The sequence below is a fragment of the Leptospira sanjuanensis genome, assembly GCF_022267325.1.
Lineage (GTDB): Bacteria > Spirochaetota > Leptospiria > Leptospirales > Leptospiraceae > Leptospira > Leptospira sanjuanensis.
Map to the genome: position 1 here is coordinate 3,639,085 of NZ_JAIZBG010000001.1, position 25,149 is coordinate 3,664,233.

Consider the following 25,149-nt stretch of genomic DNA (forward strand, 5'->3'; position numbering starts at 1 on the left):
TCCGGAAAATTATTAAATTCTAATATAGTTTAGGAAAAAAGAATGCCACAAAACAATTCATATTACGACGCTATCGTCATCGGCTCCGGTTTCGGAGGTTCCATCAGCGCTTTGAGACTTTCGGAAAAAGGACAGAAGGTGCTGGTTTTGGAACGCGGGAAAAAATACGCCCCCGGTTCGTTCCCGAGAGACGTGCGTCAAACGGACAATCTTCTCTGGCGTTATCCGAAAAAAAGAAAATCCCTGGGTTTATACGAACTGAATTTTTTCAGCGGGCTCGGCACTGTGACCGCTTCCGGTTTGGGCGGAGGTTCGTTGATCTATGCGAACATTCATATTCGCCCCGATCAAAAAGTTTTCGAAGATCCCCGTTGGCCCGCTCCATTCAATCGCAAATTTTTGGACCCGTATTACGATAAGGTCGCTTCCAAACTCGACGTAAAACCCGTTCCGCCCGAATGGGATCTTCCGAAACGCAACAAGTTCAGAGCCGCAGCGGAGCTGAACCGTCACACCTATTTCGATCCCGACGAGGCGGTAAGCTGGCTCAAACCTTCCCGGCCGGGACAAGCCGTCTGCGAACGTTGCGCCGAGTGCGAATTCGGATGCAATCACGGCGCGAAGAATACATTAGATTTTAATTATATTGCTGACGCTCAAAAAAACGGGGCGGTGTTTCAGACGGATTCTTTGGTTTCGCATATCGCGCCCGATCCACAAAACGGCTACGTCGTTTATTACGAAAACACGGAAACAGGAGAGAAACGTTCCGTTTACGCGAAACGAGTCGTTCTTTCAGCGGGAACCTTGGGAACCAATCGGATTCTTTTCAATAGTCGAGACAGATACAAAACTCTTCCGAACATCAGCAAACATCTCGGAAAAGGATATTCCGGAAACGGGGATTTTCTCGGAGGAATCGAATCGAGCAAAACGGATCTGAAACCTTGGGACGGACCGGACGTAACGACCGTGATCAATTATTTTCCGCAGGGATTTCAATTCACGATGGCTGCCCCGACGTTCAACCAACCCGTGATGTCCGTGCTGGCCTCCTTAGGAATCAATAAACCGAATTGGTTTTTGAGACTGATCGGTCCTCTTTTTTGGAAAAGTCTGGAATGGATTCTTCCGTTTATATTTAAAAAGGGACTTCTTTCCAAACCTCTTCCTCCGGGTATACCGGGTGCGGGAGATCCGAAATACATGACCAATCTTTTCGCAATCGGAAGAGACAACGCGAACGGCAAAATCGTTCGTTGCGGTAAAAACATAGACATCAAGTGGAATTACTCCAAAGAGAACCGCAAGCTCATCCAAGACATGACGGCTTCGATGCAGCAAGTCGGCGACGCGTACGGCGGTCAATTCGGACCGCTGGCGACGTTTTTGCTGTTCAACCGGATTCTTTCCGTGCATTCTCTCGGAGGTTGCATTCTTGCGGCAACCCCTGAAAAGGGCGTCGTTTCCGAAACGGGAGAAGTCTTCGGTTATAAGAATCTTTTTATCGCGGACGGATCGGTAATCCCTTCTTCGATCGGATTTCATCCGGTAATGACAATTTCTGCGGTGGCGGAACACACAGTCGCTTCAATTTGTGCCGGGTTATAATCCGGCACATCGATTCTATCCATAAACTTATTGCAATTCCCATTTCCTAAATACAAGAATATCTTAATTTAGGAATATACTTGAAGAATTCTCCGTGTAAAAAACCATTTCTTAACGAAGCGAATGAGAGAACGAAACATTAAGAAAAAGGATTCCTAATGCAGCAGAATCAACTCTATACCGATCTCGGCCTTTCGGAAAATCAATACAGTCGAGAAGTCATCGAGGGACAACAAGTTTACACGACGAGCTTTCTTAAATTCTACGATCTGATCGTTTTACATATCATCAGCCGATGGTTATGGCGCTGTCCGCCGCAAAACATGGTCGATCTTTACGATCGATATTTAACCGGAAATCATTTGGATATCGGAGTCGGCACCGGATATCTTTTGCAGAAGGCGAAGTTTCCGGTCGAAAAACCTACCATCTCCGTGATGGATTTAAACGCAAACAGCCTGATCGAAGCGAGAAGGAGACTTTCCCATCTCGCCGGAACGTTCAACGCATATCGCGCGAATATTCTCGAGCCGATCAACACGAAGGAAAAATTCGATTCGATCGGGATGAGCTTTTTATTTCACTGCGTTCCAGGAGCGATCCGAACCAAGGCTTCCACCGCTTTCAAAAATCTTTTAAAGATCCGTAAACCGGACGGAGTGATCTTTGGTGCGACCGGTTTACACGATCTCGGACAAACACATCTTTTATCCAGAAGAGGAATGAAAAATCTAAACCGGAAAGGCGTGTTCCATAATACGGAGGATACTCTTCCGGATCTCGAAGCGGCTCTCCAGGAAAATTTCAAAGACTACGAATTGTATGTGATCGGTGCGATCGCGTTCTTCGCGGGGAAAAAAGCGAAGTAGGAATTTCGCCGCAATCGGCCATGATGGATACAAGATAAAAAAAGCGATGAGATCGAGATCCGAGCGAGTTTCTTTGAACCCGCTCGAATTCTTATTCCGCCAAACTCTCCGCCAGCTTTTTGAGATCGGCTTTGGCTTCGAGTCTCTGAAGAATTCCCTTCGCGGTCGAAATCCGATCCTGATCCTTTAAGAGAACTCCCGCTTCATACAAGGCGGTCGCGTATTCCCATTGATTTAAAGTGTTTGATAAGAAGGATTCCGCTTCCTTAAAAATGGATTCCGCCTTTTTAGCGTCGCCCGCATAAAATTTCAATTTTCCTTTGAGCATCAGCGCCGGACCGTATAAATACGGAAGCGATTTACCTAGTTTCAAACCGTTCTTTAATCCGTAGTTGATGATCTTGGTCAGACTCTTATCCCCGGTTTCACGCTGCGCATAAAGTGCGGCTTCCGCAAGATATACGTTTCCGATCTGAAGCTGAGGAAATTTCACTTCGCACTTTAAAAATCCTGCGTAACTTCGTTTGGACCAATGAGCCGCTTTTTCCGGCCAACCCTCCAAGATCGCAAGCTTAAGAAGTTTATTGATCGTGGAAAGTTCGTTCATCACGTCGTTTTCCAGAGCTGCCCTTTCGACTTCGACTAACAATCGTTTTTCGAGTTCGAGAGGATCGACTTCCCCGAGAAGATAACCGAAATACGGGGACCAGATTCTCGTCCAGCGAAGCTGCAACTGCGCGCCTAGATCCGCCGCGATCTCGCCGATATCGTCGAAATATTTTTTAGCTGTTCTGAAATCGGATTGGAAGTAATACAAAAATCCTCCGGACGAAAGCGCGGAAAGAAGATCCCACTTCTCGCCGACCTGCCGATAGATCGCGATCGAATCGTGAAGATACGGAAGACCTTGATCCGGACGATTTAGCATCATGTAATATACGCCTTGAACCAAAAGACTAATCGCCTTTGCGTACGGATCTCCCGTTTTTTCGGCGAGTTCTCTTCCCTTAATCAAGAAATGTTTGGATGGTCCGAAAAGATTCATTCCCACAAAAACCTGACCGAGGGCGCATTCCGCCAAAGACTGACGGACCGGATCGTCGAAACGTTGTGTCGCGTTGTATTGCGTAAAAACGGACCATCCGAATTTCTTAATGTCCTTCATGATATACATCTTTGCGAGAGTGACTAAGATCAAACATCTCAGCCGAAGACGTTCCGCCTTGCTCGCAGAAGTATAAGAAGAACCGAATATGGAAAAACGAAGAACGAACGGAAGCTGTAAAACGATTTTGAAAATCGTATCCGGTCTACTTCCCGGCGGACGAATCCCCGTGATTCGAAGCGCCTTCTCCAAAGTTTCCATCGCTCGCGGAATGTCGTCCTGTTCCTGATATACTTGACCGAGTCCGGTATATGTGCGGATCAAATTGAGCGTGGATTTATTTTCCAGACATTCCTTAAACAAAGATTCCGCGTGCGCGTATTCTCCGAGCTGACGATGAACGTGCGCCAATTCCTGTTTGATTTCGTAATACGTCTCGCCGTTTACTTTCGTAAATTGCGACATCGATTCGAGGGCTTGACCGTAGTGATAGATCGCGTCGCGGTTCGCATAACGGCTTCGCGCCTTACGCGCGGCCATCAAAGAATACTGGGAAGCCTTTTCGAAATCGGAGCACTGACGGTAGTGAAACGCCAAAATATCCGCCATCTCGATCACGTTGCTTTCGTTTTCCTTTTCGATAAACGAAGCGATTCGTTTATGAAGATCCTCTCTTGTCGAATGAAGAAGAGTGTTGTAGACGATGTCGCGGATCACGATGTGTTTGAAGATATACGTAAGCGGATCGGTGATTTCCAGCGGAGTCAGATCCAAACCTTCCAAACTCTGAAGGATATTCTGAATCTCGGAGCGGAACTCCACGGGAAGAAGATGATTGAGAGTTTCGACGTTGATCAAACGTCCGATCACGGAAGCCGTTTTTAATACGATCTTTTCCCGTTCCGCTAAACGATCCACTCGCGCGAGCAATACGTCGTTCAACGTGTTCGGAATTTGAATGTCCCGCGTTTTATCCGAAGGAGAAAGGGTTCCATCCTCTAATTTTTTGAGAGTTCCTTCCTCGATCAGGTTGTGAACGATGGACTCGAGAAAAAACGGATTCCCGCTGGATCGGTTGAGAATCTGATCCAAAAATTCTTCCTGACTCGTATCCATGTGAAATTTATGAATGAGAAAATCTCTCGCTTCTTCCGGTTTGAATTCCTTCAGGCGGATCAGTTCTTCGTTCGGTGAGACGGCTTCTTCCGCGAACTGTCCTTCCGGCCGCGACACTAGAATCAACATGGCCTTCATCGAAGGCAAACGGGACGCGAGTTTTTCCAAAAGACGGCTGGAAAGTTCGTCGATCCAGTGAACGTCCTCGAAAATCAGCATCAAAGGTTTTTTCAAAGCGCGTTCCTGAAGAAGGGAAATGATGATCTCGAACAATCTTTCATTCTTTTGTTTTCGGTCGATTTCTCTCGTAAGAGGATCTTCCTCCACGGGAACGCCCATCAACGCGACAAGCGCCTTGGCCCAAGCGATGTCAAACGAATTCAAATTCTCTAATGCTTTTTCGGCCTTAGAAACGCGCGTTTCCACCGAATCTTCCTCGAAAATTCCCAAGAACAGACTCAACAATTCCTTCCAAGGATAGAAGGGAGTGAATTTTTCGTAAGGATAACAGTAACCGATAAGAATTTCCACGTTCCGATCGTAAGCCTGATCGATAAACGTATTGGTCAATCTGGATTTACCGAGTCCCGCGTCGGCGATGATCCGACAAACGACTCCGCCCTTTTCAATGCAAGCGTCCAACATCTTATGAAGACGATCGATCTCTTCCTTTCTTCCGATCATCGTATCCCTGTATTGAATCAGAAGTCCCGGAATATTCTTCTGTTCGGACGTTAGCTGAAACACCTTCTTGGCTCCGGAAACGCCTTTGAGTTCCACGTCTCCGATTTCGTGAAATACGAAATTTTTTCCCAACTTGTTCTTCGTCTGAGAATCGATCAGAATTCCATCGTGACCGTTTAAAGTCGCAAGTCGGGCCGCGATGTTCATCATCTCACCGATTGCGGTAAAATCCTTTCGGAAAGGCGCGCCTAAATCTCCGCAATACGCCATTCCTGTCGATATTCCGATCTGAATATTCTTTGCAGCGGAATAGGAGGAAGCTCCCTCCATCAATCGAATCGCGAAACGCGCCGCAAGAGCTTCCTTATTCTCCAGCGCGGCAGGCGCTCCGAAAAGAATGCTGAAGATTCCCCCCTTGTCAGAAAGATCCGTAAGAACAAAGGTTCCGGAACAAGCCGCCGCAACCCCTTGCACGTACGTAAAGAAATCGTTGAAGTTTTTGGAATCGGCGTTGGATTCCAAAGGAGCGTCGATGCGTACGAAAACCGATGCGACCTCGCGATAATCTCCGGAGAACGCGCTATGAACGTTCGTAACTCTTTGATACAACTCGGGAACGATAAAACGTTTGCATCGTTTGAAAAATCGTTCGGTGGAAATTCGATCGTCCGCGGTCGAGCGGGAAGGAGGAACGTGCGTATTTTCCACCCGTTCACAATCGGTTAAACGATAGAAGTTTTCACCGAGTGCTTCTCCCGTCTTGGATGCCGGTAAAAGATCCCAAATCGAAGAACTCAAAACGATATCGCCGGCTAACGCGTGTTTTTCGGCGGAGATGGATTGATCCACGGGGGTTCCTGCGATCACCGCTCTGAGAAAACGATCCTGTTCCCCTAAAATAAATTCCTGATATTCTCCATAAGCCAATCCGACTCTCGCGGGTAGGTTTACCGTTTCTCCTAAGAGTTCGTTGGAGCTGAACTCCGAAATCGAATGAAAGATTCCTAATGCACAATTCGCTACGCGGAGCGCGGCTTCCGCATCCGTTTCGTCCGTTTTTTTTTCGAAACTCACCAGCACGGAATCACCCGCGAACTGATACACCGCGCCTCCCCATTGATTCAAATGTTTCAACAAAGCGGTGTAGTAATTGGAAAGAACGGTTTGCAACGCGTCGATGCCTCGCGTACCTTTAGCGGCTAACGCGAGTGTGGTGGGGGTAAACCCGACAACGTCGAAGAATAGAACGGCGCCTTCGAAGGACTGCGATCTCTGCAGCTTCGATTCGTTGGAATCCCCCAATCTCCGAACGATCGCGGAGGGAAGATAGGGTCTGATCAGTTCCAGTGTGTCTTTGATGGATTCCGTTGCGCTATTCATAATAATCCTAAAAGCGAATGTTATTTTTGTGTATTTAATTCTGCAAGCCAGTTAGACGAATATTTTTGGCTAAAAAATCTCCATATTGTGTCCTTGATTGCAGAATTATAATTTTTTACTCAAAGTTTTGCAGTCGGCTTGATTCCCGTAATTCCCTCGGCGACTCGTTCCGAAAGGGCGGCGATCGTCATCGATGGATTGGCCCCGACCGCGGTCGGAGACAAACTTCCGTCTGCGACATACAACCCTTGATACGAAAAAACCTGGCCGAATGTCTTGGAATCCGCCGAAGTCACAGCGTTGGTTTTCGCGGTTCCGAGTATACAACCGCCTAATGGGTGTACGGAAACGTTGTTGCGGATCGGCCAAGCCCAAGTCGGAAGCGGAAAATAAGATTTTGCATTGATAAACGAAGCGAAATCCTTCATCACTCCGAGAATCGCCTTATAAAGAGACATACTGTTCTTTTGCGGCCATTGAACTTGAAATCCTTTCTTTCGATCGAGAACCATCGCTCCGTCCGAACGATCGATTCCCATACAAAGCAATACGGCCGAAGTATAAGATAAGTCGCCTTTCATAAGTTCGCTCATCAAGTAGCCGACCTTACCGAAAATCTTTCCGCTCCAGAATCGCTTGAAGAGTTCGCCTAACATATGAAAGAAGAATCCGATCCGCAAGAACCAAGGAATCGCCGCTTCGGCAAAATACGCCGCAAAAACCGGATAACTCGCATCCTGTAAAACGAAGGCGCGTTGGCTATCGTAGCTTTTGAATAAATTATAATCCGTGTATTGAGTGATAACCGGACCGTAATTCGGGTTCGCTTCTTTCTTACCGTTCACCGCAAAGGATAAGAAGTCCCCGTTTCCTGAAAATTGTTTACCGAGATGATCCGAGATGTCCGGCAAAGTTTTGAATTCTTCTTTGCATCGAAGAAGAAGTTCGGTGCTGCCTAACGTTCCCGCGGATACGACGACGCGTTTCGTGACGACGGAAACGAGTTCTCCCCTTTTGTCTCCCGAAAGATCTCGGAAATAAATTCTATAACCGTTTTCTCCGTGCGCGGAAGGATTGTCGTTCCCGTCCGTTCCGATCGGAACGATCTTATGAACGAGATGCTCCGTGCGAATGTCCGCTCTGTATTTGTTTTCCGCCACGAAAAGATAATTCAGATCCAGGGTGTTTTTGGAATGAGTGTTGCATCCGATATCGCATTCGGCGCAATACGTGCAGGAAGTCTGAACCGCTCCGTAACGGTTTTTTTCCTGAAGTCCGATCGGCGTGGGCTTTTTAAAATCGTTCCCGAAAAATACGTTGATGTCCGCAAGTTTGGATTCTCGTCCCGCCGACTTTGCGAACTTCTGATAGAGTTCTGTGCGTACGATTTTTCGTCTCGGATCGTCGCCGATAGGAATCGGTCTCGAACCCAGAACTTCCTTTACGATTTTGTAATACGGCGTAAGACTTTTCTTCTTTACGTTCGCGGGCCAACGTTCGTCGAAGATATGATCCGGCGGTTCCAAAAAGACGTTCGCGTAGATCAGCGATCCCCCGCCTAACCCGGCGGAGATTACCACGTCCATGTGCTTGTAGTTCCGAATATCGAACAAACCGGTCTGATTGAGTTTGGAAAGTTTTTTCGGACGGATTTTGGAACTGTTCTCCTCGGGAACGTTCCAAAAGTTCTTGGACATATCGTGAGGAGAACGCGGAAAAGAACCCTTCGGATACCGTTTACCTCGCTCCAGAATCAAAACCTGGCCCGGCCATTTTTTACTCAGTCTACATCCGGTCACGGCTCCGCCGAAACCGGTTCCAATCACAACCGCTTCATATTTTTTCATAAACAACCCTAAGACTAAATCAATCTGTATATTAAAATAAGCTAAATTCGAAATGATTCCAGAGATAGATGCCGATGATCAACGCTCCCAAAAAAGAAACGAAGGAAAACAGGAAATGGATCTTATCCCATTTTTCCAGGGAACGGAATCCTTTATAGATCCGTTTCGACGACCATTTCGGAAGATCCTCGAGTTCGTCCCCGAGTTTGTGAAGATCCACAAAAGTCAAAAGAAGAAGCACCAAAGTAAGAACCAACAGCAACGGATTGACGACCCCGGAAACGGTGCAGAAAACCTCGCTCGTATAACTCACGTTTCCCCAGCAAAAGAACGTACGAAACGAAATCCACGCGATTAAAATCGGAAATCCGGCGAATACGATCAGAACTTCTCCCCAGATCGATTTCTTCTTAACCTTCTTCTTTCTTTTTTTTCTAGGATTTTCTTCGCTTAAGGATTCTGCCATAAGTCGTCTCCGCCGTAGAGTTCGATTTGTTTGCGCGAGTCTTCATCCTGAAAATAACCGAGTCGTTTCCAAACGCTCAAAGAAGTCCGTTTGTATATCTTCCAGGTTTTGCCGCAATCGGGAGTAAACGGAATGTCCTTCTGCTCGACTACCTTCTGCACGTATTCCTGACAAGTCGCGGCCGGATAACGTCCTTTCTGAAGAGGATCGTATTTCGGAGAAGAATCGGATTCCCGTAAACGATTCAATAAAATCTTTCTCAAACGATCCTCGCATTTCGTTCCGAAGATACAATGCCAAGGATTGTTATTCGCGAGTTCTTTCGCTTTCGGAAAATCGTCTTTGATGACGACTTCTTTCAAATCGGATCGGAATAGATTCGGAATTCCTTTCGCATAATTCTCCCAATCGGCGACGCGTGAATCGCTGTGAACGGGATGATCGGGCAACGTCATGTCGGAAGCGTGACCTCTTCCCGTGGGATACATCTTTTTATCGTTCCGTAATTTGCGATGAGCGAACGAATCTCCCAAAAGATGAAACGCAAAACCCAGCGCACAAAGTTCTTCCGAAGATCTTTGTTTTTTAGAAGTGAGATCTGCACGAAGCTGATCCAAGGTAACGATCGCAACGCCGCGAAGATGATCGCTGCTTCCTCCGGTCAAACCGTGGAGCAACTGTTGCACTTCCGCCATTCTCCCTAAAACGTCGGGCGAACCGCGATCGGTAAAAACCCACAGAAGAAAATCGAACGGGTATTTAAAGGCTAACTTCTGATAAACGGAAATCGCATCCAACTCGGGAACCTCGTCCGGAAGCTGCGTGCAAAACGCAACAAGCGCGATTTCGTCTTTGGTAAGGGGAGAGGAACTATGAAAGTTGTTCAGAACGGTTTGAACCGTATAGAAATGTCCGTCCTCTTGATACGCATTCAGACTGCGACATAACAGCAAAAGGAGAATGGAAAAGAATTGAGTCAATTTCTTCCAAAACATAAATCGACAATAAATACTTTTTTAAACAACAATTGCAACAATAGTTTCCTTCTACGTCAAATTTCCCGACATTTTTTACAGAAAGTTTGCAACAAAAGGAAACAAAGAACCGTGTTCGGAATTCGAAAATATGCTTGTAAAACGAGCGTACCGATCCATTCTCCCCTGGGTCTTTTTACAAATTGAAAATCGATTTTAAAATCGACACTTTCGTCGATTTCGCCGCCCGCTTTGACCTCTTGAAGGAAAAAACGGCCTGCGGTTTCCGAACGGAATATTTCCGATCCTGATAGAATCAGATGAATCATCAATTTAGAATTTTTGCATATACCTTCGTCTTCCTCCAACTTGTTTCGTTTTCCTTACGAGCCGAAAACTCCTCGGTCAACCTCGTAAAAACCTGCGACGCGAATGACGTCTGCAAGGGTAACGTCTGGAACGTCCTCGATCGATTCGAGGAACGTTTTTTAACGGAAGAATTCTCCCCCGATGGGGAATGGAAACGCGTCGATTCGTTTCCGATTTGGACGAACAAACTCTATCCGTACAAATCGAAACTTCATACGTTCGCTTTTTTTACCGAGTTCGATCTTCCTCCCGGATTTTTAGAAAGTCCTTTGGAACCCGGAATCCGTTTCGGAGAAATCGGAGAGGTTTTTGAAATCTACATCAACGGACAACGAATCGCGAAAGAAGGGGAAATCTCCGAAACCGACGTCGTTTATCATCGGACCGTCCGCGGACAAGTCTATGAAATCGATAGGAAAGTCCTAAAACAAAAAAACAACCGATTGACGATCAAACTCTCGGGCGATCCGAAATACGATCACACGGGATTTTATCTGACGTCCGGTTACGAAATCGGATATTATAAAGAACTCATATACAAGGAACAGGACCGGATCGTACTGATTCTGATCGGGATCTACATCACGACCGGGTTGTATCATCTTTTTCTTTTTATTAAACGAAGAAGGGAAAAACACAACCTCACGTTCGGTCTGTTCGCGTTGTTGCTCGGACTTTATATCTATACCCGATCGGCGGCCGTTTTCGAAAACGAAATCGATTCGACGATCATACAAAGAATCGAACTGATCGCTCTTTACTTTTGTATTTCGTGCTACTTCGGTTTTATGAGCCAGCTTTTTTACCGTAAAACGATTCCGATGATCTTTTACTATTCGATCTTTAACGTTCTTCTCGCGGTCCCTACTCTCGTAATTCCGATGTACATGAGCGAATACTTATTAAGAATCTGGCAGATCGGAGCGATTTGTTTTGCGGTTCCGGTGAATTTTTATATTCTCATCCGAGGGATTCAGCACAGGCTCCCCGCGGCCAAACGGCTCTTTTTGGGAACCGTGATTATCACTGGAACGGCGATCTTCGACGTTTTGGATTCTATGATCTTCAACACCGGAATCGCGTTCAGTAAATACGGATTCTTTTTTTATGTGATGGGAATCGCTACCATTCTCGCGGAACGTTTCAGCGAACTTCACGAAAAGACCGAACAACTCAATGCAAAATTGGAACAAAGAGTGGAAGAAAGAACCAGGGAACTTTCCGAAACTCTCGACAACCTGAGCAGACTCAAGGATCAACAGGACGGAGACTACTTTCTCACTTCTTTACTCATCAATCCGCTCGGAAGAAACGCCGCGGAAAGCAGAAGCGTAAAGATAGAATTCTTTCTAAAACAAAAAAAGGAATTCAACTTCAAGAACCGAAACAACGAGATCGGAGGAGATCTTTGTAAAACGGAAAGCATTCTTCTTCGAGGAAGAAGGGTCACGGTTTTTTTCAACGCCGACGCGATGGGCAAGTCGATGCAGGGAGCGGGAGGCGCGCTCGTACTGGGAGCGGTGTTCAAATCGATCATCGAAAGGACGAGATTCAGTTCGTTTATGAAGGATCTTTATCCGGAACGATGGCTCAAAAACGCATTCATAGAATTGCATAGAGTTTTCGAAAGTTTCGAAGGTTCCATGCTCGTATCCATCGTGTTAGGCGTGATCGAGGACGACACGGGTTTTACGTATTACATGAACGCGGAACATCCGTATTCGATTCTTTACAGAGACGGGGTCGCTTCGTTTTTAGGGGAGAATCTTTTTTATAGAAAACTCGGTTCTCAGCTCGTGGAAGGAACCTTGTCCGTGCAGACGTTTCAGTTTATGCCCGGAGATATTCTGTTTAACGGATCGGACGGAAGGGACGATATTCTCTTGGACGTGGACGGAAAGAAAAACATGAACCACGACGAAACGAGAATTCTCAGAATCGTGGAAGAATGCAAAGGAGACTTGAAACAAATCAATTCTCAACTCAATCGGGAAGGAGTTCTTACGGACGATCTTTCCATGATGAGAATCGAATGGAACGGTCAAGTTCCTAAAAACGTAAAGATAAATCTTTCCCGGAAGGATAAGAATTCTTTGGATCAGTTTCTTTCCGATCTGCGAAACGGAAAACAAACTCATCCCGGCGCGTATCGCGAACTAAGCCTTTCCTACTTTCGATTGAGAGAATACGATAAAGCGACATTCTGCGCGCACGAATATCTGACCGCCGTTCCTTCGGATGAAATCATGTTGGGTTATACTGCGAGAATGCTTCGCAAAGCCGGAGATATGAATCAAGCTGTGGACGTGGGAGAAAGACTTCGAACCCGAAATCCGAAACACGTACGCAATCTGAAGAACTTGATCCGCGCTTACAAAGGTTTGAAGAATTCCGATCGGATCGCAAAGTTAGAAGAAATCCTTCATTCCTTAAACGGTAAAAAAACGTTCCATCGCAACCACGGCCCGTAATCCATTCTCTTGTTTAGAAAAGTCTAATAAAAAGCGGATCGATCTTTTCCGAAACGGAAGGCCTCTTTTAAGAGAACCGGTTCTCAACAACGAACTCTTTTTTCTGTTTACACTCTTGAGGGTCCGCTATTCTGGGAAATGTATTCTTCAAAAACTCGGAAGCACTCATGGGACATCACCATCATCACTCGCACGGACATTCTCACGATCATTCGCATCATTCCCACGATCATCATCACGTAGCGGGAAGTTCGAGCAGAACTCTCGTAATCGCGATCTTTCTGAATCTGTTCTATGCGGCGATCGAAGCGGGAATCGGTCTTTGGTCGGGATCTCTCGCATTGATCTCGGACGCGGGCCACAATCTGATGGACGTAAGTTCTTTGCTGCTCGCGTGGATCGCTATCAAACTTCAGGAAAAAGGCCCTTCTCCGAGATTTACGTACGGCTGGAAGAAGTCCACGATCTTGGTCAGTCTTCTCAATTCGATTTTGATTTTCAGCACGGTCGGTTTTATCGTCTACGAGTCGATCGAAAAGTTGTCCAGACCGGCTCCCGTTCCCGGTGGAACGATCGCGATCGTAGCTTTAGTCGGAGTTATGGTAAATTTCTCTTCTTCGTTTTTGTTTCATAAGAGCAAGGACGAAGACCTGAATATGAAGGGCGCTTATCTGCATCTTCTCGCGGACGGTTTAGTATCGCTCGGAGTCATCGTTTCGGGTTTATTGATCCATTGGTTCGGTTATTTGTGGATCGATCCGGTCGTGGGTCTTTTGATCGGCTTGGTGATTCTTTACGGCAACGTTCCTTTGTTTAAGGAAAGCCTGCGATTGAGTATGGATTCCACGCCGGACGCGATTCAATCCGAAGCCGTGGAACGCGGGCTCAAATCGATCGAAGGAGTATTAAATATTCATCATGTTCACATTTGGTCGCTGAGTACGACCGAAAACGCCCTTACGGCGCATCTCGTTTTGAAAAACGATCTTTCCTCGGAACGTCAGAGAATCATCAAATCGAAAGCGAGGGAAATTTTAAAGGAACTGAGAATCGCGCACGTAACTTTGGAAACCGAGGAAGAACGGGAAAACTGCGGCCAGATCGATTGCAACTGACCGCGGGGAAGAATTCTAATCTTCCTGTTCCTGTTTGCTCGTCATTCTTTTAAGCATGGATTCCTGAAGAATCAAAACGCTCGAAGTCGCGATCGCAATCAGTTTGTTTTTCGGGTTTCTGACTTCCGCCTGCATCGTCATCATCGCGGGAGATTTGGAAACGACTTTCGCTTCGATCAAAACGTATTCGTCTTTCGGAAAAAAAGATCGAAAAAACTGAGTCGACAAGTCCGTAGTCACGCAAGGTCTTTTTGCGGCGAGATAGGAAAGTGGGCCGAACGTATTATCGATCGCGGTACACAACATCCCTCCTTGAAAGATCCCGATCGGGTTCATAAAACGATCGTCGTACGGAATCTTAACCACAATCCTTTTTGCTCCCTCAAATTCAACGAACTCGGCCTTCATCTCTTGAAAGGATTTCGGAGGAAGTTCGAGACTCAGTCCGTATTCTTTGGCCATTTTATCGGCCATCTTATTCATATCTTCCCATGCTTTAGTTGTGGATTCAGAAACCGGCATTTTTATGCTCCTTGATTTGTATCATCGATTTAAGATTTTTGATCATCTTCGGAAAATATTCCTTGTCCTTGCGGATTCTAGAGATCTGCATAGAACCCTGAATCGCAGACATAAACAGATCCGCGGTTTCCTTAACGTTTAAGGGAAGAATGAAAGAACCTTCCTTCATTCCGTCGTGCAACGTCTGTATTAGAAAATCGCGATGTTGATTGTGTAGAACGAGAGTTTTTTCCCGGATCGCGGGTGAAAGAACGTGATATTCCGTACCGACGACCCCGAACGGACAGATCTTTCCGTTTTCTCCCGTATACCCTTCGTAAAGTTTGAAAAGACCGAACAACCGGACGCGCGGAGGTCTCTCCTTCAGGGTTTGAGTATACTCCTCAAAGTTTTTATAATATACTTCGAGAACCTCCAAACCCAATTCTTCCTTGGAAGGATAGTGATAATGAATGCTCGCCTTTCGGATTCCCAAATCGTCCGCGATATTCTGAAAACTGAACGATTGGAAACCTACACTTTGAAAATAATGCCTGGCAAGAGTTACGATCTTTTCTTTTGTATCCCCTTCGAGTTTCATAAAGCCAACTTACCTACCAGTAGGTAGATAAGTCAATTCTAATTTAGCCGGTTTTTACCACAGAATGTCTAAAAAAGCGACATAAGGATTTTCTCTCGAAAATCGAATTTCCTGGAATCATCGTTCTAGGCAGCGCTAAATCCCGCAAAGAAGCGAGCATCCTAAAAAATATAAAAAGATATTTCCCATTGGATCGGGCGATAAACGCGCATTCGCAAAGTTGAAAGCATGATGTTCGAAATAAAATAAACCGAACGAACTACTAGAGCGATTCCTCTTCGCATAACAAAATAAAATTCCAAAATAACTCTTAATTTATTTTGAAATCTTGACTGTAAGATAAGCTCTGATAGTATTATCTGACTTAGGTCCGGCGTGTAAGAAAATAAAAATAGAATTCCGTCAAATCGTTGCAAATAGCATTCAATTTTCCGATATTAAAAAATATTGATTCAGATGTCTCTTCGCTTAACAAAATTTAGAACCGTAAGGGGGAATCGCATTCTCGTATTCGCCGGGTTGTTCCTTTGTTTCGTTCTTCCGAAAACGGCGCATACGACGCCTAACGTAGAAGCTTGCGCGTTCGATCGCCTGGAAATCGCATTCGATTCCGCATCCGTAAAGGAAATTCCGAAAGAACCCAATCGAAATCTTGAATATTCCTCGAAACAGGATTCCTTTTTGAAATTGGGTTTTATCAAGGAATCCGTTTGGCTTCGGTTTAGCATAAAGGAACATCCTAGATCGAGATGTTTTATCCGGATTCCTCAAGTAACGCTGGACTCGGCGGTTTTGTTTTCCAAATCTTCGGTTCAGATTTCAGGGGATAGATTTCAATATTCTGACAGATCAATCGACGATTATTATCCAGTGTTCCATCTCGAACCTTCGGAAGTTCGAAACGGAAACGACGAATACTACCTTTGGATCAAAACTTCTTCCATCATCAACTTTCCGATTCTACTCGAATCGGGTTTGGAATACCAAAAAGGAAACTATTATAGAAATCTTTTGATTCTGTTCACGTTGGTGCTAAGTTTGTTCATCACTCTTCTCACGGGGTTTATCTATCGACAAACCTTGGATCCGATTTATTTGAGCATCGTCGGATTTTTGGTTTTCGTTTCCTTGGAAGGTTGGGCGTGTTATGCGAACGGATATAAATATCTCTGGCCGAACGCCCCCGAATTTCAAAACATCGCTCCTCCTCTTTTCGCATTTTTAGCTCTTGCTTGTTCGACTTACTTTATGGTTCAGTTTTTATCCCCTTCTTCGCTTCATAAAATCTTTCGTTCGCTATTATCGGTAGTGTCGATCGCGATCGTTTTCGTCGCCGTGTTCACCTCCTTTATCGCGGATCGACCTTTTGTGGTGAAAACGTTCTCTTGGACCTTCCTTGGCGTTTCATTTTTGATCGTACTTTCGACTCTGAGCGTCATCCGCAGTTTCGGGCCCGCTAGAAAGATCGCGCTTTGTATGATTCCGATCGCCGGAAGCGTGTTGATTTCCGTTTTGTATTATTTGGACTTTATTCAATATCATGAATATTTGGTTCATGCTTATGTGCTGTCGCTTCCTTCCATTTATGTAGTCGTCATGGTCAGCATCGTAGACCGGGAAAAATTCGTACGAAGAAAAAATCTCAGTCGGGCGTATGACATCCAGCAGATGCAGGAGAAACTTAAATCTCCTCCCCGCACATTAGAACGGGAACTTCCGAACAAAACCCCCTCGATCCAATTCAGCTTGGATCATCTTTTGAAAGTGGAAAGAATCTTCAAGAATCCCGAATTGAGCAAGGAAGACCTCGCGAGCATCCTCAAGATCACTCCTCAAGATTTGGAAAATTATGTTCAGGATGTTTCGAAAGCGCAATCGTTCGAAATTTATGTCAATCAATTCAGAGTAGAAGAAGCGAAACATCTCTTGAAAACCAGAACGGATCTAAAACAATCGGAAATCGCGCACAGGGCGGGCTTTGTTTCGGGAAGAGAAATGGAAAAATCGTTTAAAACTTTGACTGGAATGACTCCCTCCGAATATAAACTGATGCTATTCCCCGAATCCATCTAAGAATGCGGTTCCGTTCGATCGTAATCCTTTTTCTCGCCGTTCAATCGTATTCTTTTTCCGCAAAAGGTTTGGAAGAATCCGGTTTTATCGGCGTAAGGGAAATTCCTTCGTTGTATCATCACGATGATCTACAATCACTTCATCGAGCCTTAAAAGAATCCGAATCGTATTACGAACGTCTTCCTTCCGATTGGAAGATCGAATTTCGCAAAACCTCTTACGATAAAAAGGAAATGCTGAAGTCCATCGGACAATTAAAAAGAATTTTCCAAAGGAAAAATCGAAAGCAAAGAAATAAGGAACTTCAAGAATCCTTCGAGTTTCTGGAAACCGCCGATCTCCAAAACGGAAAGATCACCGGATATTACGAAGTCATAATAGACGGAAGACTTGCGCCCGAAGGAGAATTTCTGTACCCGATCCTGGTAACTCCTTCCGACTTGATCGTTAAAAAGGAGGCAAATGGAAAACGAATCGGTAAAATCGTAAACGGAGACTTCGTCCCTTACGACTCCAGAGCGGAATTATCCGATTCTTCCGTTTGGAAAAGCAAATCGAAGGCCATCGCATTCGTGAAGATCACCGATCTTCATCTCGCACAACTCGAAGGTTCCGCCGTGGTTCGAATCCGCCAACGTAATCCGTTTCGCATAACGTATGCCTCGGATAACGGAAAGGAATATCGAAGTCCGGCCGAATCCTTGCAAGGAATCTGCAAAAGTCTGATCCCTTCGGATCTCAAGGATTGTATACAAGAATATCCTAAAGAAGTAAAGGACGCAATCCTCCAAAATCCGAGATATGTTTTTTTTAAACGGGAATCGTCCGCGCCGAGAGGAAGCGGAGGAATCGAATTGATTCCTAAACGATCCGTCGCTATGGACCCGAACATTCCTTTAGGAATTCCCGCTTTGCTTACGTTCGACTCTCCTTTGCTCGCGGAATCGAACCGAATCGTGTTCGTTCACGATCGAGGTTCTAAGATTACGGGGCACGGACGTTTGGATTATTTCTTAGGCACAGGGCAACGCGCGGAAGAACAAGCCGGAAGGATTCAAACCCAAGGAAGAATTCTTTTAATGCTGCCGAAGAAATAAACAAATCTCCGAAAGAATCCGCAGCTTGCCTTTATCTCGATCCAATCCTTAAAAAACGTATTCAATTTTAATCATAATGTTCGCCTCTTAATGGAACGTTCGTAATACAAAAAAGGAATGTCGTTTTAAAATCATTGTCTAAAACCCGAATTCGAATCGTATAATTCCTCTTATCGGAAACAAGAATTAAGTTTTCGAAAACTTAGGAAATCGTTTTACAACGTTATGAGCTTCTGTTTTTCATTCATCTAAACAAGATTCAAAAAGCGATCTACGTTATTCTTTCAAAGACTAACGTTCGTTTGCCGATTTTATAAACAAAGAAATAGAGACTACGGGATTCAATTCTACAGGAAGTATGCATGCATTTGATGTTTATGGGCGCGACTGAAAAAACACTAACGGACGTTTTGTGGATCTTACTCTGCTCGGGTTTGGTTCTATTGATGCAGGGCGGATTTTTAATCTTAGAATCCGGTCTCACTCGGGCAAAGAATTCGATCAACGTTGCGATCAAAAACATCGCCGACTTCGGAATCGCAACGGTCCTCTTTTGGTTCATAGGATTCGGTCTGATGTTCGGAAATTCCTGGAAAGGAATCGTGGGAACATCCTGGTATCTTCCTGTGTTTCCTCCGGACGACGTTTGGAGCCCGGCATTCTTTCTGTTTCAATTGGTTTTTTGCGGAACAGCCGCGACGATCGTTTCCGGTGCGATCGCCGAACGATTGAAATTCGTTTCTTACGTCATATCGACCATACTCATTTCCGGTTTTATCTATCCGATCGCGGGACATTGGGTCTGGGCTGGATTGTATCAATCCGAAACCCACGGATGGTTATCCGTATTAGGTTTTCGTGATTTTGCCGGATCGTCCGTCGTTCACAGCGTCGGTGGTTGGGTTGCTCTCGCGTTTTTGCTCGTGGTCGGTCCGCGCGCCGGAAGATTCGTGGAAGGAGAAGCACCGCGAAAAGTGACGGGAAGCAATCTCCCCTTAGCAATGTTAGGCGGAATTATTCTTTGGGTCGGCTGGTTCGGATTCAACGGAGGAAGCACGCTCGCTTTCGACCGTCACGTTCCCACGGTTTTACTGAATACGGTTCTCGCTTCGGGAGCCGCGATGTTTTCCGGTTTGTTTATCGGATGGTTCCGTAAAGGATATCCGGATGCGGTTCTCCCGTTAAACGGATCTCTCGGAGGACTCGTGGCGATCACCGCCTGTGCGAACGTTGTGAACGCTGTGGAAGCGGGAGTCATCGGACTTTTTGCGGGGATGCTCGTTTCCCCCATCGAAGATATATTAGAAAAACTGAAAATTGACGACGCGGTCGGCGCGGTTCCGGTTCACTTAGGAATGGGAATTTTCGGAACGCTCTGTGTGGGGGTTTTCGGAAATCTCCAGATCCTCAACTCGGGTCTGACTCGATGGGGGCAAATTCAGATTCAATTGGTGGGAATCGTATCGATCGGAGCGTTCGCATTCGGAACTTCTTATATTCTTTTTTCGATCATCAATCGATTCTTTAAACTCAGAGTGGATCCGGAGGAAGAATACCAGGGACTCAACATCTCCGAACACAAGGCGACCACCGAACTCATCGATCTCTTTTTAGTAATGGAACATCAGAAACGGACCGGAGATTTGAGTTACGACGTACCGGTAGAACCGTTTACCGAAGTCGGTCAGATCGCGAACCGTTACAATCAGGTTCTCGGAACCGTCCGAAACACTTTGGAAGAAAACGAAAGAGCTAGGAAGGAATTGGCAAAGGCTTACGCGAAAGTTCAGAAGGAACAGGAAAGAGCCGAGAAGTTATTGTTAAACGTATTGCCGAAACCGATCGCCGATAAACTCAAAAAGGACAGTTCCGTAATCGCGCAGAGTTTTAACGAGGCGACGATCCTTTTCGCGGATATCGTGGGTTTTACCGAAATAGCGGGAAAATTCCACCCCGAAAAGGTGGTGCGGATTTTAAACAAGGTATTTTCCGCCTTCGATCTGATGGCGGAAAAATACGGATTGGAAAAGATCAAAACGATCGGAGACGCCTACATGGTCGTGGGCGGACTTCCTCAGCCGAGGCAGAATCATACATTAGCGATCGCTCATATGGCTTGGGAAATGATGGATCTATTGAAACGATTCCGAATCCGAGAAGGAAATCTTAAATTGGATATGAGGATCGGAATCAACACAGGGCCGGTCGTAGCCGGAGTGATCGGAACCAAAAAATTCATCTATGACATTTGGGGAGACGCGGTCAACGTAGCGAGCAGAATGGAATCGCACGGACTCAGCGGACAAATCCAAGTCACTCCGTCGACTGCGAATCTGATTTCTGAAGAATTCTCGATGGAGAAAAGAGAAGACGTCGAAATCAAAGGAAAAGGAAAAGTCGATACGTTCATCCTGACCGAGCGAAAAAAATCCCCCTCCGAGGAATTATTCTTCGGATTTAGAACATAATAAATTTCTAATGTTATGAATTTGCGGTTTCCGGTTCCGGATCGGAAGCCGCGGTCTGCAACTCCGCGTCGCTCGCGTTCGATGCCTGCTCCGCTAATTTGTCCAATCCTTCTCCGTTGACTTCTTCGCTTACCGCTTCCTGCGCTACGGCGGCCACGGCTTCGGATGGTGCGTTCCCAAGATTCGCTTGGGCTTCTTTACTGAGCTTGAAACAGTGATTCAAAATCGTAAAGTCATAGACGATCGTCTTAAAGACGTTGAAGAAAAGTTTCGAATTTAAGGTAAGAACTCGATACAAAAGATTTCGATCGATCGAAGTGATCACGGCGACGTCGTCCACCGCTTTTACGGAAAAAACTCTCGGATTGGAACCGATCAAAGACGAAAGATCGAGAAGATCTCCGGGGTGATAATCGCGGATTTCGGATTCGGTCCCGTCTTTTGCCACCTTGCTTAACACCAGCTTTCCTTGCAAAACGAACCAAAGTTTTTCGGACGCGGGTTCTCCCGAATGAAAAACGTATTTTCCGGGAGAATAATAATTGCTGAGATGTCCGTAAATTTTCGTAATAACTCCTAAATTATGAATTCTGCATGTTTCATAATCGTTCGCAAATTCCAAATCAGACGGATCGATCTTAATAAAAGAACTAAGTTTCGTGAAATTCAATTCTTCCCTATAATGCCTGCTTGCGGCGGTTAATAAAAGCCGAAACATAAACTTGGGATTTTTGTGAATCATATTCTCGATGATGCTGCTGTCCAAGGAAATCAAACGAGTTCCGTCGGATGCCGCGATTGCGGAGGCGGTTCTTTTTCCTCCGGTCAATAGCGCCATTTCCCCGAAAAAATTATTCTCGCTGATGCGGCAAATCGCACGCTCTTTGTGATCCACGGTTTCGGAAAGAACGACGGAACCTTTGGAGATAAAAAACATCTGATCCTTGGATTGATCTCCCTGACGAAAGATAATCTGGCCTTTTGAATAATCGATCGGTTGAATGTGATTGAGTAAGTTCGGTGATTCAGGTGGCATCGTTACGAATTCTTATATTAAATTTTAAAGAAAGAGACGAATCAATTGATGGGATTCTTAAACTATTTTTAAAAAAAGGGCCGCATTCTCCCGATTAACCCGAAAGGATTACCGATTGTCTTATGATAACAGCGGTCATATCATTTTTTAAATGGAGAATTCGATTTAGAATCCATTGACGTGAAATCAACGAGGGAAAAGCTGGGGACGGAGAAATCGTATGTCTATCGAAACGGAAAAAGATCTGATCGGACTCAAAAAAATCGGCAAAATCGTCGGACTCGTTCTGAAAGAAATGAAATCCTTTGCCAAGTCCGGAATGTCCACGAAAGAACTGGATGAATTCGGACTAAAACTTTTGAAACAATATGGCGCTCGATCCGCCCCCGCGATTACATACAACTTTCCCGGTGCGACTTGCATCAGCGTGAACCGCGAGATCGCGCACGGAGTTCCGTCCTCCAAAAAAATCCTGAAAGACGGGGATCTCATCAACATCGATGTTTCGGCCGAGTTAGACGGTTATTTCGGCGACAACGGAAGTTCCTTCCTTTTAGGACAAGGTCATCCCGTTTTAAATTCATTAGTCGATTGTTCCCGAACCTCGCTTTACAAGGGTTTGTCGGCCGCAAAGACCGGAAATAAAATCAGCGATATCGGAAGAGCAATCCACGAAGAAGCGAAGTCTTACGGATTCACAGTCATCAAAAATCTCATGGGACATGGAACCGGTTCGAGCCTGCATGAAGCCCCGAAATACATTCCTTGTTACGAGGACAAACGTTATTCTCAACAATTAAAATCCGGCATGGTCCTTGCGATCGAGACGTTCATTTCAACCAAATCCGAAATCGCTTTGGAGACTTCGGACGGTTGGACGCTGGTCACTCGCGACGGAAGCTACGTCGCGCAACAGGAACATACGATCGTCGTTACGGACGACAAGCCGATTCTTTTAACGGCGAGTAACGGAGTTTAAAAAGATATTCAAAAATTCTAATTCTTTCTACCCTTTCCGACGGAAAACAACAAAGAACCCAACCAAGCTGAAAATCCGATCGGCAGAAGCGAGGCTAAGAATTTTTGAATTTTATTGACCAATCCTACAACGATTATCGTTCGATTCTTGTCCATTCCAGTAAGAGCGGTTCTTACGACATTTTCCGGCGTGAGCCATATAAACTCGGGCGTTCGAAACCCGGCCGGAAATGCTTTGGAAAAAAATGGAGTTCGAATCGGCCCCGGACAAACCGCATGTACAGTGACTCCGCTTCCAATAAGTTCCCGGCTCAGCCCTTCCGTGAAATATACGACAAACACTTTGGATGCGGCGTAAATCGTAAAATACGGAACGGGTTGAAACGAAGCGCTCGAGGCTAAGTTTAGAATTCTTCCCTTACCCTGTTCCAAAAAAAGAGGAAGAATTTTCCGAGTAAGATGCACGAGTCCTTCTACATTCACTCGAATCGTAGTCAAAAAGCTCGATTCCGGTTCGGTTGCAAAATCTCCGATATATCCGAGTCCCGCGTTATTCACGAGAAGATCCGGTTTTATTTTTTTGCGGGTTATATAGGAAACGATCTTTTCTCTTCCTTCCTCGCTGAAAAGGTCCGCGGCTACCGCTTCCACTTTGATCTTGTATTTTTTCTCCAATTCACTTTGTAGAGCTTTGAGTGAAGCGGCGGAAATATCGGTTAGAATCAGGTTCGTTCCCCGTTCTGCGAGTTGTTTTGAAAACTCTCTTCCGAGTCCGCCGGAGGCGCCCGTAATTAAAGCGACTTCGTATTTCATATTCTTTTCCTTCCATTCCAAATCTTCAGAATTATCATTTCGACGAATTCCGATTCATGTTAAACGAATTAGGAAATTCTATCGACCGATCTTATAATTTCCCCGTCCGTTTAGCAAAATGCTTCCTAAGGGATGTGTTTTGAATAAAATACGGCCATGTATCCGAAATTTCAAAATCTTAGAATCGTCTTTATCTCACTTATCTTTGTTTGTTTCCACTCCGTTTTTGCGCATAAAGGAAAACCCGGTTTCGTTTTGGAAGAATTTTCGAAACTCACCGATCAAATCGACCTTGAAAATCCCGGACCGACCTCGGTGGAAGCCCTTGAAACACTGCTTCGACAAGGCGGAGAAAAAGAAAAAGATTCGGAAATTTTCCGCAAAGCGCTTCCGATCTTGATCGAACTCGGAAAAACTTCCGATCCGTCTGCAAAACGAAAACTCTACTCGGAACTCGTCGCTCTTTTAAAGGAAGTGATCGGTTATCACGATCGCTCCGGAGCCGTTCTTTATCATTGTTCGAAATCCGGTAAACAATGGATTACGAACGCTTCAAAAGTGGAGAATCCTTTCGATCGAAAAAATCGTTCCTGCATTCAAAAAATGGAATAGAGTTTTTTTTTGCGGGCGAGATTGCGTCGGCTCTACGATGCAGGAAAGAACAGCTTACTTTGTTAAGCGAAATCACAAAATAAGCCGAAATCTTTTTTGTTAAGCGAATTCTTCCAATTTTTCGAAATCGAGATTCGTCAAGAACTCCAAGGAAGCCGTGATCCTTTCCGGAGGCCAATTCCACCACTGCAACTTTAAGAGTTTCTCTTTAACGTCCTGAGGAAATCGTTCTCGAATCACCCGAGCGGAGTTTCCGCCGACGATCGCATAATCCGGAACGTCTCGCGCCACGACCGAATACGCACCGATGATCGCGCCATTCCCGATTTTTATGCCGGGAAGAATCACCGCGTTGGTTCCGATCCAAACGTCGTTGCCGACGATCGTGTTTCCTTTATCCGGAAAGTCTTCCGGTCGGGGCATGACCTTTTCCCATCCATTTCCGAAAATCGCAAACGGATAAGTAGAGAACGCATCCATCTTGTGATTAGCCCCGTTCATGATGAACTTCACGCCGGTCGCGATCGCACAAAACTTTCCGATCATGAGTTTATCGCCTCGAAAGTCGTAATGATACAGAACATTCTTCGTTTCAAAATGTTCGGCCCCATCGGGATCGTCGTAATAGGTATAATCTCCCACTTCGATCCAAGGAGATCGAATGAAGTTTTTTAAGAATCCGATTCTCGAAAATTGAGGAAACGGATGCGGCGTGGACGGATCGGGTCCGTATGAATTCGAATTTACATCTTGCATGGATAAACCTCCCATCGCAAAAGGGAACACGGGTAACTGTTCGAAATCGCTCGTTGCCAACGCAATCGACCGGGCTCTTTTTAGGAAGCGTAAGTACGAATTTGGAAAACGGGTTTGCCGATAAAAGTTCGGCCCCGCCTCCTCGGAAACGAAGTAGCGATTCTTCTTTTATTTAAATTGAAAAGCAAAAGAGAATATTCGGAAAAC

General features: G+C 45.4%; 18 protein-coding genes. 9 read left to right on the top strand and 9 right to left on the bottom strand.

All coding sequences use genetic code 11. The annotated features are described in order from the left end of the window. The first annotated feature begins 42 nt into the window (after nucleotides 1-42). Together LFX25_RS16530 and LFX25_RS16535 are read left to right on the top strand one after the other, a co-directional pair. Nucleotides 43-1,611, top strand: coding sequence for a GMC oxidoreductase (locus LFX25_RS16530; protein ID WP_238731218.1), 1,569 nt, complete (start codon nucleotides 43-45; stop codon nucleotides 1,609-1,611). Between the two features lie 158 nt (nucleotides 1,612-1,769). Beyond that, the gene (locus LFX25_RS16535) at nucleotides 1,770-2,480 is read left to right on the top strand and encodes a class I SAM-dependent methyltransferase (RefSeq protein ID WP_238731219.1); all 711 of its coding nucleotides are present in this window, start codon (nucleotides 1,770-1,772) and stop codon (nucleotides 2,478-2,480) included. Nucleotides 2,481-2,571: 91 nt separating this feature from the next. Here LFX25_RS16535 and LFX25_RS16540 read toward each other — a convergent pair whose 3' ends face one another. The 4 genes from LFX25_RS16540 to LFX25_RS16555 all read right to left on the bottom strand — a co-directional run bounded on the left by LFX25_RS16540 (nucleotide 2,572) and on the right by LFX25_RS16555 (nucleotide 10,073). After that, nucleotides 2,572-6,765 carry an adenylate/guanylate cyclase domain-containing protein gene (locus tag LFX25_RS16540; RefSeq protein ID WP_238731220.1) on the bottom strand — a complete coding sequence of 1,398 codons (4,194 nt, stop codon included), beginning with the start codon at nucleotides 6,763-6,765 and terminating at the stop codon, nucleotides 2,572-2,574. Between the two features lie 119 nt (nucleotides 6,766-6,884). Next, nucleotides 6,885-8,612 (bottom strand): GMC oxidoreductase, encoded by a 1,728-nt coding sequence (locus LFX25_RS16545; protein ID WP_238731221.1) that lies wholly within the window; start codon nucleotides 8,610-8,612, stop codon nucleotides 6,885-6,887. A gap of 31 nt (nucleotides 8,613-8,643) precedes the next feature. Then, entirely contained in the window at nucleotides 8,644-9,078 is a 435-nt protein-coding gene (locus LFX25_RS16550) for a hypothetical protein (RefSeq protein WP_238731222.1), read from the bottom strand. Further along, the gene (locus LFX25_RS16555) at nucleotides 9,063-10,073 is read right to left on the bottom strand and encodes a hypothetical protein (protein WP_238731223.1); all 1,011 of its coding nucleotides are present in this window, start codon (nucleotides 10,071-10,073) and stop codon (nucleotides 9,063-9,065) included. The genes LFX25_RS16550 and LFX25_RS16555 overlap by 16 nt, the downstream gene beginning before the upstream one ends. A gap of 299 nt (nucleotides 10,074-10,372) precedes the next feature. Between LFX25_RS16555 and LFX25_RS16560 the strand changes: the two genes are divergently transcribed. Beyond that, nucleotides 10,373-12,892: a SpoIIE family protein phosphatase gene (locus LFX25_RS16560; RefSeq protein WP_238731224.1), complete on the top strand. Its 2,520-nt coding sequence runs from the start codon at nucleotides 10,373-10,375 to the stop codon at nucleotides 12,890-12,892. 167 nt (nucleotides 12,893-13,059) lie between these two features. Further along, nucleotides 13,060-14,007 carry a cation diffusion facilitator family transporter gene (locus LFX25_RS16565; RefSeq protein ID WP_238731225.1) on the top strand — a complete coding sequence of 316 codons (948 nt, stop codon included), beginning with the start codon at nucleotides 13,060-13,062 and terminating at the stop codon, nucleotides 14,005-14,007. 15 nt (nucleotides 14,008-14,022) lie between these two features. Here the strand turns inward: LFX25_RS16565 and LFX25_RS16570 are convergent, their stop codons facing one another. Next, complete coding sequence (locus LFX25_RS16570) at nucleotides 14,023-14,529, bottom strand: PaaI family thioesterase (RefSeq protein ID WP_238731226.1); 507 nt, start codon at nucleotides 14,527-14,529, stop codon at nucleotides 14,023-14,025. Next, nucleotides 14,516-15,109, bottom strand: coding sequence for a TetR/AcrR family transcriptional regulator (locus LFX25_RS16575; protein ID WP_238731227.1), 594 nt, complete (start codon nucleotides 15,107-15,109; stop codon nucleotides 14,516-14,518). Before LFX25_RS16575 ends, LFX25_RS16570 begins: the two co-directional genes overlap by 14 nt. Before the next feature lie 456 nt (nucleotides 15,110-15,565). On the opposite strand from LFX25_RS16575, the gene LFX25_RS16580 reads away from it, so the two are divergent. From LFX25_RS16580 to amt, 3 genes are all read left to right on the top strand, one after another. Further along, nucleotides 15,566-17,182 carry a 7TM diverse intracellular signaling domain-containing protein gene (locus tag LFX25_RS16580; protein WP_238731228.1) on the top strand — a complete coding sequence of 539 codons (1,617 nt, stop codon included), beginning with the start codon at nucleotides 15,566-15,568 and terminating at the stop codon, nucleotides 17,180-17,182. Between the two features lie 2 nt (nucleotides 17,183-17,184). Then, on the top strand, nucleotides 17,185-18,279 hold the full coding sequence (locus LFX25_RS16585) for an MltA domain-containing protein (protein ID WP_238731229.1): 1,095 nt from the start codon (nucleotides 17,185-17,187) through the stop codon (nucleotides 18,277-18,279). A 362-nt stretch (nucleotides 18,280-18,641) separates the two neighbouring features. Next, entirely contained in the window at nucleotides 18,642-20,747 is a 2,106-nt protein-coding gene (gene amt, locus LFX25_RS16590; protein ID WP_238731230.1) for an ammonium transporter, read from the top strand. Nucleotides 20,748-20,760: 13 nt separating this feature from the next. Here the strand turns inward: amt and LFX25_RS16595 are convergent, their stop codons facing one another. Further along, nucleotides 20,761-21,783: a cyclic nucleotide-binding domain-containing protein gene (locus LFX25_RS16595; RefSeq protein ID WP_238731231.1), complete on the bottom strand. Its 1,023-nt coding sequence runs from the start codon at nucleotides 21,781-21,783 to the stop codon at nucleotides 20,761-20,763. 220 nt (nucleotides 21,784-22,003) lie between these two features. On the opposite strand from LFX25_RS16595, the gene map reads away from it, so the two are divergent. Next, nucleotides 22,004-22,762 (top strand): type I methionyl aminopeptidase, encoded by a 759-nt coding sequence (map, locus tag LFX25_RS16600; RefSeq protein WP_238731232.1) that lies wholly within the window; start codon nucleotides 22,004-22,006, stop codon nucleotides 22,760-22,762. 17 nt (nucleotides 22,763-22,779) lie between these two features. Here map and LFX25_RS16605 read toward each other — a convergent pair whose 3' ends face one another. Continuing rightward, nucleotides 22,780-23,574, bottom strand: coding sequence for an SDR family NAD(P)-dependent oxidoreductase (locus LFX25_RS16605; protein ID WP_238731233.1), 795 nt, complete (start codon nucleotides 23,572-23,574; stop codon nucleotides 22,780-22,782). Between the two features lie 255 nt (nucleotides 23,575-23,829). On the opposite strand from LFX25_RS16605, the gene LFX25_RS16610 reads away from it, so the two are divergent. Then, nucleotides 23,830-24,186: a hypothetical protein gene (locus LFX25_RS16610; protein WP_238731234.1), complete on the top strand. Its 357-nt coding sequence runs from the start codon at nucleotides 23,830-23,832 to the stop codon at nucleotides 24,184-24,186. Nucleotides 24,187-24,285: 99 nt separating this feature from the next. Here the strand turns inward: LFX25_RS16610 and LFX25_RS16615 are convergent, their stop codons facing one another. After that, entirely contained in the window at nucleotides 24,286-24,942 is a 657-nt protein-coding gene (locus LFX25_RS16615; RefSeq protein ID WP_238731235.1) for a CatB-related O-acetyltransferase, read from the bottom strand. Nucleotides 24,943-25,149 lie beyond the last annotated feature (207 nt).